The organism is Curtobacterium sp. MCSS17_005 (assembly GCF_003234225.2).
Lineage (GTDB): Bacteria > Actinomycetota > Actinomycetes > Actinomycetales > Microbacteriaceae > Curtobacterium > Curtobacterium flaccumfaciens.
In genome coordinates this window covers 1,491,452-1,503,144 of record NZ_CP126258.1, presented here as the reverse complement: position 1 = coordinate 1,503,144, position 11,693 = coordinate 1,491,452, and the positions used below count along the sequence as shown (strand labels likewise).

Genomic DNA, 11,693 nt, shown 5'->3' with positions numbered 1-11,693 from the left:
GTGTACGGTGTCGCTCGAGACACGGGGTGCCGCATCCAGCGGCTGAGATCACACCCGTCGAACCTGCTCGAGCTCGTACTCGCGAAGGGATCGTCCATGGAGACCGCTGCGCCCTCCCCTGCCTGGGCCCACCGAACCGCCGAACTGCTCGAGGCCGTGCGTGCCCGGGCCCCGCTGGTGCAGTTCATCACGAACACCGTCGTGCAGAACGTCACGGCGAACGTGCTGCTCGCGCTCGGGGCCTCGCCCGCGATGGTCGACGTGGCGACCGAGGCGGGGCCGTTCGCCCGCGTCGCCGACGCCCTGCTGGTGAACACCGGCACCCCGCACGCCGAACCGCGGGTCGCCGCGCTCGAGGCCGTGCACGCCGCCCGTGACGCGGGGACCCCGTGGGTCCTCGACCCGGTGGCGGTCGGCTCGCTGCCGGTGCGCACCGCCCTGGCGCGCGACCTGCTCGCGCTGCACCCGACGGTGCTGCGGGGCAACGCCTCCGAGGTGCTCGCCCTGCTCGGCGACTCGGCCGGTGGCCGCGGGGTCGACAGCACCGTGGGCACGGAGGACGCCCGGGTCGCGTCCGTCGCTGCTTCGGACGGGAGGCTCGTGGCCGCGGTGGCCGTGTCGGGTGCGGTCGACCTGCTGGTCGCGCCCGGCATCGGTGTGGTCCGGGTCGCGAACGGCACCGACCTGCTGACGCGGATCACCGGTGGCGGGTGTGCGCTCGGCGCGGTCGTCGCTGCGTTCACGTCGGTGGCACCGGAGGACGCGGGTGCCGCTGCCGTCGCCGCGACCGCGGTGCACACGATCGCCGCGGAGCTCGCGGCGCGGGACGCCGGTGGGCCGGGGACCTTCCAGCCGCTGTTCCTCGACCGGTTGGCGTCGCTGACCCCGGAGGACGTCGTCCGCGAGGCCCGGATCACGGTCGAGACGGCTCCTGCGGTCGATGCCCGGGCGGTGTCGGCATGAGCGGGCTGCAGTCTGCGGGGTCCGGCGTCTACCTGGTGACCGACGGCGCCCTGGCCGACCGGCACGGCATCGGGGTGCTCGGGGTCGTCCGTGCCGCCGTGCACGCCGGGGTCCGGATCGTGCAGGTGCGGGACAAGGACGCCTCGGCGCGTGACCTGCTCGCCCTGACCGCCGCGGTCGCCGGCGCCGTCGGGGACCGTGCGACGGTGGTGGTCGACGACCGGCTCGACGTCGCCCTCGCCGCACGGCACGCGGGACACCGGGTGGCGGGCGTGCACCTCGGCCAGTCCGACGTCCCCGTCACCGCCGCCCGCGCCCTGCTCGGAGCGGACGCCCACGTCGGTCTGACCGCGAACACGCTCGCGCACCTGGCTGCCGTCGAGCGACTCCCCCGCGGCACCGTGGACCTGCTCGGCGTCGGGGTCGTGCACCCCACGTCGACGAAGGCGGACCACCCGCCGGCGCTGGGCCACGACGGGTTCGCCCGGTTGGCCGCCGCGACCGACGTGCCGTGCGTGGCGATCGGCGGGGTGACCCTCGACGACGTCGCGCCGCTCCGGGCTGCCGGTGCCGCGGGCGTCGCGATCGTGTCGGGCATCTGTGCCGCGGCCGACCCCGGATCCGCGGCGGCGGCGTACGTGGCCGCGTGGGGCCCTGGACCCGACCACGCGGCGGAGGCGAGGCCGTCAGGTGATGGCGATCCGTCCCTCCAGGCCGACGTGACGCACCACGGGGCGGACGCATGAGCGTCCCACGGGTGCTGAGCATCGCCGGGACCGACCCGACGGGCGGGGCCGGGATGCAGGCGGACCTCAAGGCGATCGCCGCGCACGACGGGTACGGGATGGGGGTCGTGACGGCGCTCGTCGCGCAGAACACGCACGGGGTGCGGTCGGTGCACGTGCCGGACGTCGGGTTCCTGCGGGAACAGCTCGACGCGGTGTCGGACGACGTCGTGGTCGACGCGGTGAAGATCGGGATGCTCGGCACCGCCGACGTCGTGCGGGTCGTGACGGACTGGCTGCGGGAGCACCGGCCGCCGGTGGTCGTCGTCGACCCGGTGATGGTGGCGACGAGCGGGGACCGGCTGCTCGACGAGGACGCGGCGTCGGCCATGGGGGCGCTGTTCGCGCTCGCCGACCTGGTGACGCCGAACCGGGCCGAACTCGTGGTGCTGGCGGAGCTGGCCGGGTCGGGTGCGGCTGGTTCCGGTGCGTCTGCATCGACGTCGGCGTCGTCGCTGGATGCCGCGCGTGCCGTGGCGGCGCGCTGGGACGTCCTGGTGCTGGCGAAGGGCGGGCACGACGAGGGACCGACCTCGGACGACGTGCTCGTGGCACCGGACGGCACCGTGCGGGTGTTCACGGGTCCCCGGGTCGCGACGACGAACACGCACGGCACCGGGTGCTCGCTCTCCAGTGCGATCGCGACGCTCGCCGCGCGGCACGGCGACTGGGAGCTCGCGGTCGGGGTGGCGAAGGAGTGGCTCACGGCGGCGCTGCGCGGGGCCGATGCGCTGTCGGTCGGGAGCGGCAACGGCCCGGTCGACCACGGGGCGCAGGCGCGGGCAGCCCTGCCGGCGCCGTCGTACACGGACGTGTGGTGGGCGGATGCGGCGTCGGTGCTGCAGGAGACGATCGACTGCGCGTTCCTGGTGGGGCTCCGGGACGGGACGCTCGAGCCGGAGGTGTTCGCGGGCTACCTGGCGCAGGACGTCCACTACCTGCGGGCGTACGAGCGGCACCTGGCGGCGCTCGGGGTCGGTGCTCCCAGTGCTGGTGCCGGCGCTGGTGCCGGCGCTGCTGCCGGTTCGGGTGATGGTGTCGGTGCTGCTGCTGCTGCGTTCTGGGCGGCTGCTGCGCAGGGGTGTGCCGACGAGGCGCGCGACCTGCACCACCGTCGGCTGGCCGGCTCGCACGCCGACGATCCCGTGCACCCCACGTGCGCCGGGTACCTCGCACACCTGCGGCAGGCGGCGGACTCCGGCTCCCCGGCAGTGCTCGCCGCCGCGGTGCTGCCGTGCTTCCGGGTCTACGCCTGGGTCGGGTCGCAGCTCGGGGTCGCTCCGGACGGGCACGCCTTCGCCGACTGGATCACGGCGTACGGGGACCCGGGGTTCGCGGCGTCGAGTGCCGAGGCAACCCGGCTCGTCGAGGAGCTGGCCCGTGCCGCGACGCCCGACGAGCGAGGGCGGATGGCGCGGGCGTTCCGGCGTTCGACGGAGTGGGAGCTGGCGTTCTTCCGGATGCCGACGGAGGCCCGCGACCGGGGCGAGCGGGCAACCGGGGGCTAGCGGGAGACCGGCGGCAGCCGCACCAGTTCGACGGACAGCTCGGCGCCGCTGACCGTGCCGCGCATCCACGTGTGGTCGGGCTGACGACGGCGGTCGGTCGGCGAACCGGGGTTCAGCAGGCGCATCCCCGACGGCGCCACGGTGTCCCACGGGATGTGCGAGTGGCCGAAGACGAGCACGTCGGTGTCCGGGTACTCGGCGTCCATCCGCCGCTCCCGACCGGTCGACGCCCCGGTCTCGTGCACCAGGGCGAAGCGCAGGTCCTCGACGCCGAACCGGGCGACGAGCGGCAGCCGGTCGTCGAACTCCGGACCGTCGTTGTTGCCCCGCACGCCCTCGAACCGGCGGGACCGCGCCTGCACGGCGTCGAGGGTCGCCAGGTCGACCCAGTCCCCCGCGTGCACCACGAGGTCGGCCGCGTCGACGTCGGCCCACAGCCCGGGCGGCAGGTCCTTCGCGCGCTTCGGCAGGTGCGTGTCGGACAGCAGGACGAACGACGTCGTCACGACTCGGTGGGTGCCGGCATCGGGAGCCCGGCCTCGTCCGAGGCGCCGAGGCGCTCCAGCAACCCGGCGAGCAGCGCGATGTCGTCGTCCGACCAGTCGGCCAGCCGTTCGTCGAGCGCGTCCCGGTGCAGCTGCACCGACCGCTCGAGCGCTGCGCGGCCGGCGTCGGTCGCCTCGAGCGGCTTCGCGTTGCCGCTGCCACCGTCGGTCGTCCGCACCAGCCCGGTCGCGAGCAGCCCGGACAGCTGCCGCGAGATCGTCGAACGGTTCAGCCGCAGGTAGCGGGCGATGTCGATGGCCATGCAGCCCGGGTGCTGGACGACGAAGTCGACGAGGGACTGGTCGACGACGCTCAACACCTGGTCCGAGCCCCGGGCACGGATGCTCGCCCGACGGGTGATGCGGGCGAGCTCGGTGTACGCCCGGCTGATGTCGCTGTTCCGGACCCTCGAACTCGGGTGGTCCATGGTGGCTCCAGCCTGTCTGTGCCGGCGCCTGCCGGCGGTCTTCTGGTCCGGTCACACTACCGGCGGGTCCGCGTGCATTGGGGTCAGCGACCGGCCGCGGCAGCCTGCAGTGCGGGGATGTCCAACTTGACCATCTGCATCATGGCCTCGAACACGCGGGCGTTGGCCTCCGGGTCGCCCGATCCGCTCATCAGCTCCCCCAGCATCGACGGGGTCACCTGCCACGCCAGGCCCCAGCGGTCGGTCAACCAGCCGCACGCCATCGGGCTCCCGCCGTCGGCGAGCAGGGCGTCCCACAGACGGTCGAGCTCGTCCTGCGTGTCCACGTCGATCTGGAACGAGACCGCGTCGGTGTGCGGGTGCCCGGGGCCACCGTTCATCGCGCGGTACGGGGCGCCGAGCAACGTGAACTCGACGACGAGGGCACGACCGTCGGGCATCCGGCTGACGCTGTCGACGCGGCTGTCGGGGAACAGTCCGACGTAGTACTCGGCCGCTTGTTCGGCCTGGTCGTCGTACCAGAGGAACGGGGTGATGGTGGGCACGGGAGCCCCTTCGTTCTGTGCTCAGTCCGCGGCGCTGCGGCTGAGCAGGTCGGCTTTCTCGGGGTGTTCGTCGAACCACTTGCCGACGAACCAGCACATCGGGACGATGCGCTTCGTGGTCGACGACTCGACGTCGGCGACGGCGTACTCGACGAGTTGCGCCGCGTAGCCGTGGCCGCGGTGCTTCGGGACCGTGTAGGTGTGCGGGAACGCGACAGCGTCACCGTTCACCCGGTAGTCGAGCACGCTCACGAGCTCGCCGCCGACGTACATCGCGTAGCGGTCCTGGTCGGTCTCGTCGCGGAACTCGTGGTCCATGCCCGCCATCATGCTCCCGGCGGGGCGTTCGTGCCGCCCGGGAATGCACGACGTCGAGCAGCGTTGCTGGGACATCATGACAACCATCGGAATCATCGGCGCCGGCAACATCGGATCCCAGCTCGCACGACTCGCGGTACGGCACGGCCACCAGGTCGTCATCGCGAACTCCCGCGGCCCGGAGACCCTGACCGACCTGGTCACGGAACTCGGCGAGGACGCACGCGCAGCGACCCGCGACGAGGCAGCCGCAGCGGGCGAGATCGTCGTCGTGACGGTGCCGCTCGCCGCGATCGAGACGATCCCCGTCGAGCCCCTCGTCGGCAAGGTCGTCATCGACACGAACAACTACTACTGGGAGCGCGACGGCCACATCGCCGCCCTCGACGACCAGTCCACCACCACGGCCGAGATGCTGCAGGACCACCTGCCCGGCGCCCGCGTCGTGAAGGCGTTCAACCACATCGGCGCCGACGACCTGACCGGCCACGCGACGCCCGCCGGCACCCCGGACCGTCGTGCCCTGGTCATCGCCGGCGACGACGACTCCGCCAAGCAGACGGTCGCCGAGCTCATCGACGCGTTCGGCTTCGACGTCGTCGACGCCGGGCCGCTCGCCGAGGGCTGGCGCATCCAGCGGGACACTCCCGGCTACGGCCCGCGGATGACCGCCGCCGAGCTGCGCGACGCCCTGGCCGCCGCGACGCGCTAGTCCGCCGCTCCGGCGCCGCACCGCCGCCGTTTCGCGCTGAGCGACACCCCACGGGCGCCGCAGCCCGTGACCAGTCGCTCAGCGCGAAACAAACCGGCGCAAAACAAGCGGGCCCGAAAACGACCGAAAGCCCGCTCAGGCCCGGTCGAAGATCGTCGTCATGTCGGCGATGTCGTCCTCGGTCGGCGCCCACGTCGTGCCGGCCTCGACGTTCTGCGTGATCTGCTCCGGCTTCGTCGCGCCCGCGATCACGCTCGACAGTCCCGGCTGTGCCAGGAGCCACGCGAACGTCGCCTGCAGCATCGTGACGCCCCGGTGGTCGCAGAACCGCTGGTAGTCGTCGAGCACGTCCCACGGGGCGTCCTCGAGCACCTGCGGCTTGGAGGTCGTCAACCGCCCGTCGGCCGGGCCGCCCGCCTTCGTGTACTTGCCGGTGAGCAGCCCGTTGTACAGCGGGAAGAACGGCAGGAACCCGAGCGCGTACGCTCGCACCGCCGGCAGGACCTCGGCCTCGGCATCCCGGGCGAGCGGGCTGTACTCGTTCTGCGCGGACACGAACGCGGTGGTGCCGGCGATCGACGCCGTGAGTTCGGCCTCGGCGATCTGCCACCCCGCGAAGTTCGAGTGCCCGACGTACCGGATCTTGCCCTCGCGGACCAGGTCGTCGAGGACGGACAGGGTCTCCTCGATCGGCGTCACGTCGTCGGGCCGGTGCATCTGGTACAGGTCGATCCAGTCCGTGCCGAGACGCCGGAGCGACGACTCGACCGCGAGCCGCACGTACCGGCGGGACCCGCGGACGCCCCAGTCCGGCCCGTTCGCACCCTGCATGTCCATGCCGAACTTCGTGGCGAGGACGATCTCGTCACGGCGGCCGCGGATCGCGCGTCCGAGCATCTCCTCGGACATGCCCGGCACGCCGCCGTAGATGTCGGCGGTGTCGAAGAGCGTCACCCCGGCGTCGAGGGCCGCGGCGACGACGGCATCGGTGCCCTCCTGCGACTCGGACGCGGTTCCCCGCCGCCCGAAGTTGTTGCAGCCGAGGCCGACGGTGGAGACGACGAGCCCCGAGGGGCCCAGGGAACGGTGTTCGATTCCGGTCATCACCCGAACGTACCGGCGACCCCGAACTGGGGCTGCGATCTGCACAGCAGTTGCCGCTACAACTGAGCGTGGATCAGTCGACGGAAGGAGCGCCGCAGTGGCAGCGCATCGCATGCCCGAATCGGACCGGCCCCGTCGGCCCGTCCCGGCCTGGGTGACCGCGCCGCCCGTGGACGAGGTCGCGCCCGAGCGGGTCGCCGCCGCCGGTCACGTGAACGCCTCCGGCCGGGAGGCCCGCCCCACCCCCGCCTCGTCACGCGCCGCCCACGTGGCGCCGGTCCCACCGACCACGCTCACCCCGGCCGGGAACGTGCCGGCTGCGCAGGCACCCGCCGCGCATGCGCCGGCCGCGCACGCACCGACGTCCGAGCCCGCGTCGATCGCCGCACTGGTCGAGGCCGACGCGCCCGTGCCCGACTTCCCGCCGCAGCAGGAACTGCTGCCCCCAGCCCCGACGTCGCCCAACGTGCACACCGTGCCGTTCGAGACCCCCGCGGTGCCGCCGTCGTCGGTCGTCCCCGCCACCGGGCTCGTGGTGCCGGTCTCACCGGTCGCCGCGGCACCCGCCTCGGCGGACGCCGCACCGCTCGTCGCACCGCTCACCACCCCGTCGCCGGAGGCTGCCCCGGCACCACCGACCGCCGCACCCGCGGTGCCCGTCGCCGGACAGCCCCGGTTCTCGGTGCCCGGCCTCGAGCACGTGGTCGTCGAGGGCACCGATCCCGAGCCCGTCGGCCCGATCGGCTACCGGACGCCCCGACGCTTCGCCCACCAGCAGGCCGCCGCACGGTCGGCCGCACCAGCACCAGCACCCGCTCCCGCAGCCGCACGGTCGTTCGACGCCGTGCTGCACGCGGCGCCGACCACCGCCGCTCCCGGCAGCACCGCCGTCGCGACCCCCGATTCCCTGGCGACCACCGCCCTGGTCGCACCCGCCCCGGTGCCGCAGGGTGCTGGCGGGGGCGAGGCGGGCCTCCCGACCGAACTGCTCGACCAGCCCGTGCCCGCAGCCGCCGTGCCGGAGCCACGCCGTGCGCTCGGCGCGACCGCCGGTGCGGTGCTCGGTGCCGTCGCCGGGATCGCGACGATCGGTCTGGCGGCCTGGTGGTTCGCCGCTCCCGCGACCGTGCACGGCGTCGGCGTGGTGCTCGGACTGCTCGCACTGGTGCTCTCGATCGTGACGCTGCGCGACCGCACGGCCACGTGGCAGCGGCCGGTCGCGCTGCTCGGTGCCGTGCTCGGTGGTGTCGGCACGGTCGTGCTGCTGTGGGCGGTCGCGGCGGCGCTGCTGCCGCTCGCGGGCGTGACGCTGCCGGACGTCACCGGCACCGGCACGACCCCGACGCTCGCCCCGTAGCGCGGCGAGCCCCGCGAGCGCTCGGACGCCGTCGTCTCGGCAGGACGCCGCGTCGACGTCGAGACGCCCCCGAACGTCGAGGCGTCTCGGCGGTTCGGCGGCGGCGGGACAACACGACGGCGTCTCGTCGCGCTCACCATCCCGGAACACGCCGGCGTCTCGCCGCCGATGCGCGCGCTCAGACGGCGCGGACGACCCCGCGGGACAGGATCGCGTTCGTCAGCGCGTCGATCGGCTCCCGCTGCACCGTCGGGTTCGCGATGAGGACGTAGTCCACCGCCGGCAGGTCCGGCAGCCCGAGCCGCTGCGACACCTTCACCAGGTCGGCGGGGATCAGCGAGTGCGGGAACACCGCGACGCCGATGCCCGCGCGCACCGCGGCGAGCACCCCGTTGACGTCGCGGGTGTTGCAGGTGATCCGCCAGGTGCGGCCGGCGGCCTCGAGGGCGTCGATCGCCATCTGCCGGCTGATGCTCGGCGCCTGGTACGCGATGAGTGGGACGGGTTCGCCGGGTTCCAGGGCGATGCCGTCCTGCGCCATCCACACCATCTGGTCGGTGGCGACCCGGGTGCCCTCGGCGGACTCCCCCGCCGTCTGCTTGATGAACACCAGGTCGAGCTGGCCGGCGTGCACCCGGCGGAGCAGCGGTGACGACTGGTTCACCGTGAGCTCGAGGTTCACCTGCGGGTGCAGCCGTCGGAAGTCCCGCAGGATCCGCGGCAGCTGGGTGATGGCGAGGTCGTCCGCCGCCCCGAACCGCAGGCGTCCGCGGGTGGCCGCCCCGGAGAAGTAGGCGTCGGCGGTGGCGTGCGCGGCGAGGATCGTCCGAGCGAACCCGGCCATCGCGTCCCCGTTGTCGGTCAGGGCGACGCCGCGGGTGTCCCGGGCGACCAGGGTGCGCGCCACCGCGGTCTCCAGGCGCCGAACGTGCTGCGACACCGTCGGCTGGCTGATGCCGAGCCGGGTGCCAGCCTGCGTGAAGCTGCCGGTCTCCGCCACGGCCAGGAACGTCTGCAACAGGACCGGATCGAGCACGGGGCACCTCGTTCGTTCGCGCGGCGTTCGCGCGGTCGTTCGCGCGGTCGTTCGCGCGGTCATCCGCGCGGTCATCCGCGCGGTCATTCGACATCGCAATGGAGTGATAGCCACCATAGGGGTATCGAATGGGCCGGCGCCACGTAGTTTCGTTGGGGTACCAGATCCACCCCGACGTCCGGAGAACCCCGCACCGTGAGCGCGTCACCGACGACCCTCCCCCCGCCCACCGAACCGCTCCCGATCCAGGCCACGCGACCGCCGTGGCGCCACACGCTCATCGCCCTGTCCGTGCCGAACTTCCGGCTGTTCACGGCGACCAACCTGGTGGCGATGACCGCCGGCTGGATGCAGCGCATCGCCCAGGACTGGCTCGTGCTGCAGCTGACCGGGTCGGTCGCGCAGGTCGGCATCACGGTCGCCTGCCAGTTCGCGCCGATGCTGCTGTTCGGGCTGCTCGGCGGCGTCCTGGTCGACCGGTTCTCGAAGCGCGCGCTCATGATGATCACCCAGGGAGCCTTCGCGGTGCTGTCCGCGCTGCTCGCCGTCCTGACGCTCGCCGGCGTCGTCGAGGCGTGGCACATCTGGGTGATCGCGTTCCTGGTCGGCATGGTCACCGTGATCGACAACCCGGCGCGGCAGGTGTTCGTCACCGAGATCGTCGGCCACAAGCACCTGCGGAACGCCATCAGCGTGAACTCGTCGGTGTTCCAGCTGGGCGGCATGATCGGTCCGGCGCTGTCCGGGGCCCTGCTCGTCGCGGTCGGCGCGGGGTGGTCGTTCGGTGTGAACGCGATCGCCTGCGTCGCCGTCGTCGTGACGCTCGGGTTCCTGAAGGTCTCCGAACTGCACCGCACACCCCCGGCGCCCCGCGGCAAGGGGCAGCTCGTGGAGGGCCTCCGCTACGCCGTGCACAAGCCGACGATCATCGTGCCGGTGATCCTCGTCGCGTTCTTCTCGGTGTTCGCGCTGACGATGCCGGTGCTGCTCTCCGCCTTCGCGTCACAGGTGTACGACGTCGGTGCCGGCGGCTACGGGGTGTTCAACTCCGCAGTGGCGATCGGCGCCCTGGTCGGCGCACTGCTGTCCACCCGGCGGGCCGTCGTCCGGCTCCGCACCATCGTCGGCGGGGTGTTCTGGACGGGCGTGCTGCTCGTCGTCTCGGGGTCGATCCCGGCGATCGCACCGTTCACCGTCGCGCTGGTTGCTGTCGGGATGTCGCAGCTGCTGTTCCAGACCGCATCGAACTCGCTCGTGCAGCTGTCGTCGAACGTGGCGATCCGTGGCCGGGTGATGTCGCTCTACGTCCTCGTGCTGCTCGGTGGGCAGGCGATCGGCGGGCCGCTGATGGGCCAGATCGTCGACCGCTTCGGTGCACACGCGGGGATGATGGTCGCCGGAGGCGTGCCTGCTGCGGCCGCCGCCGTGATCGCGCTCGTGCTCGCCCGCCGGGGCGGCCTGCACCTGGCGGTGCGGATGCGCCACCACCTGCCGGTGCCGGCGATCGTCGCGCACTGACGCTGGGGCACTGGCGGTGACCACCTGCCGGCCTGGAGGCCCGTGGCGGCCTCGCCCCGCGCCTCCCGTCCGCCCGTCGGTCGCGCCGGGCAGTACGCAAGACACCGGTGTTCACGCTCGACGCCGCGGGATCCCGCGGTGTGTTGCGTGAACACCGGTGTCCCGCGAGGGGCAGTGCCTCAGTAGGCGACGCCGAAACGCGCCTGGTGGTGCGCCGGGGTGACGATCTCGTCGACGAACGCGATGGCGTAGTCGGCGCCGGAGATGTCCGAGTTGCCCTCGGCGTCGGCGAGCAGGACCTCGTCCGAGGCGCGGTAGGTGCCGCGACGCTCGCCCGGGTTGTAGCTGCCGAAGGCCGCGGCGGGGCTCACGTAGAACCAGTCGACCTGGGTGTCCGACGCACGGAGGGCGTCGAGGATCTGCGCGTGGCTCTTCGCCTCGCCCTTGAAGGCGTCCGGGAAGCCGTCGGTGTCGAAGAGGCGGGGGCCGTCCTCGGACACGCGCATCGAACCGGCACCGCCGACGATGCCGAGACGCGCACCCGCTGCTGCGGCGGCGTCGACGAAGTGCTGGAACTTGTCCTTCAGCTCGCTGCCGTCGGCCTGCACGGCGTGGAGTGAGACGATGACGACGTCGGCACCCTTGGTGACCTCGGACACGAAGTCGGCGTCGAACGCGTCACCCTGCGCCAGGGTGAGGCCCTCGGCCGGCTCGAGCTTGCTCGTGTCACGGGCGACCGCGGTGACGGTGATGCCGCGGGACAGTGCTTCGTGGGTGATGGCGGAGCCGGCGTAGCCGGTGCCTCCGAAGACGACGATGTTGGTCATGGTGTTCCCTTCGTGGACGTCACGGGCGTCGGTGACGTTGACAGTCA

At 73.0% G+C, this 11,693-nt stretch carries 13 protein-coding genes and 1 riboswitch; of the genes, 6 read left to right on the top strand and 7 right to left on the bottom strand.

The features are described from left to right. Positions 1 to 12 precede the first annotated feature (12 nt). Positions 13 to 108, top strand: a riboswitch (TPP riboswitch). From thiM to DEJ20_RS07220, 3 genes are all read left to right on the top strand, one after another. Beyond that, positions 97 to 963 carry a hydroxyethylthiazole kinase gene (thiM, locus tag DEJ20_RS07230; RefSeq protein ID WP_181431604.1) on the top strand — a complete coding sequence of 289 codons (867 nt, stop codon included), beginning with the start codon at positions 97 to 99 and terminating at the stop codon, positions 961 to 963. Its footprint overlaps the riboswitch before it by 12 nt. Next, positions 960 to 1,709 (top strand): thiamine phosphate synthase, encoded by a 750-nt coding sequence (thiE, locus tag DEJ20_RS07225; RefSeq protein WP_258377219.1) that lies wholly within the window; start codon positions 960 to 962, stop codon positions 1,707 to 1,709. The genes thiM and thiE overlap by 4 nt, the downstream gene beginning before the upstream one ends. Further along, complete coding sequence (locus DEJ20_RS07220) at positions 1,706 to 3,256, top strand: bifunctional hydroxymethylpyrimidine kinase/phosphomethylpyrimidine kinase (RefSeq protein WP_258377220.1); 1,551 nt, start codon at positions 1,706 to 1,708, stop codon at positions 3,254 to 3,256. The genes thiE and DEJ20_RS07220 overlap by 4 nt, the downstream gene beginning before the upstream one ends. Here DEJ20_RS07220 and DEJ20_RS07215 read toward each other — a convergent pair. From DEJ20_RS07215 to DEJ20_RS07200, 4 genes are all read right to left on the bottom strand, one after another. Continuing rightward, a complete protein-coding gene (locus DEJ20_RS07215) occupies positions 3,253 to 3,762 on the bottom strand; it encodes a metallophosphoesterase family protein (RefSeq protein WP_111236057.1) in 510 nt (169 codons plus the stop codon). The genes DEJ20_RS07220 and DEJ20_RS07215 overlap by 4 nt on opposite strands. Next, complete coding sequence (locus DEJ20_RS07210; RefSeq protein ID WP_051596672.1) at positions 3,759 to 4,229, bottom strand: MarR family winged helix-turn-helix transcriptional regulator; 471 nt, start codon at positions 4,227 to 4,229, stop codon at positions 3,759 to 3,761. The genes DEJ20_RS07215 and DEJ20_RS07210 overlap by 4 nt, the downstream gene beginning before the upstream one ends. A gap of 83 nt (positions 4,230 to 4,312) precedes the next feature. Continuing rightward, the gene (locus tag DEJ20_RS07205; RefSeq protein ID WP_071247264.1) at positions 4,313 to 4,774 is read right to left on the bottom strand and encodes a VOC family protein; all 462 of its coding nucleotides are present in this window, start codon (positions 4,772 to 4,774) and stop codon (positions 4,313 to 4,315) included. Between the two features lie 21 nt (positions 4,775 to 4,795). Continuing rightward, positions 4,796 to 5,092: a GNAT family N-acetyltransferase gene (locus DEJ20_RS07200; protein ID WP_027465216.1), complete on the bottom strand. Its 297-nt coding sequence runs from the start codon at positions 5,090 to 5,092 to the stop codon at positions 4,796 to 4,798. Between the two features lie 76 nt (positions 5,093 to 5,168). On the opposite strand from DEJ20_RS07200, the gene DEJ20_RS07195 reads away from it, so the two are divergent. Continuing rightward, entirely contained in the window at positions 5,169 to 5,804 is a 636-nt protein-coding gene (locus DEJ20_RS07195; RefSeq protein WP_111236127.1) for an NADPH-dependent F420 reductase, read from the top strand. 135 nt (positions 5,805 to 5,939) lie between these two features. Here DEJ20_RS07195 and DEJ20_RS07190 read toward each other — a convergent pair whose 3' ends face one another. Continuing rightward, positions 5,940 to 6,908 (bottom strand): aldo/keto reductase, encoded by a 969-nt coding sequence (locus DEJ20_RS07190; protein ID WP_111236058.1) that lies wholly within the window; start codon positions 6,906 to 6,908, stop codon positions 5,940 to 5,942. Positions 6,909 to 7,005: 97 nt separating this feature from the next. Between DEJ20_RS07190 and DEJ20_RS07185 the strand changes: the two genes are divergently transcribed. After that, a complete protein-coding gene (locus DEJ20_RS07185) occupies positions 7,006 to 8,265 on the top strand; it encodes a hypothetical protein (RefSeq protein ID WP_146245466.1) in 1,260 nt (419 codons plus the stop codon). Positions 8,266 to 8,443: 178 nt separating this feature from the next. Here DEJ20_RS07185 and DEJ20_RS07180 read toward each other — a convergent pair whose 3' ends face one another. Further along, positions 8,444 to 9,301: a LysR substrate-binding domain-containing protein gene (locus DEJ20_RS07180; protein WP_017886578.1), complete on the bottom strand. Its 858-nt coding sequence runs from the start codon at positions 9,299 to 9,301 to the stop codon at positions 8,444 to 8,446. Between the two features lie 195 nt (positions 9,302 to 9,496). Here DEJ20_RS07180 and DEJ20_RS07175 point away from each other — a divergent pair, with 195 nt between their 5' ends. Further along, a complete protein-coding gene (locus DEJ20_RS07175) occupies positions 9,497 to 10,819 on the top strand; it encodes an MFS transporter (protein ID WP_111236060.1) in 1,323 nt (440 codons plus the stop codon). Positions 10,820 to 10,998: 179 nt separating this feature from the next. On the opposite strand, the gene DEJ20_RS07170 is transcribed toward DEJ20_RS07175, so the two are convergent. Next, on the bottom strand, positions 10,999 to 11,646 hold the full coding sequence (locus DEJ20_RS07170) for an NAD(P)-dependent oxidoreductase (protein ID WP_111236128.1): 648 nt from the start codon (positions 11,644 to 11,646) through the stop codon (positions 10,999 to 11,001). Positions 11,647 to 11,693: the final 47 nt, after the last annotated feature.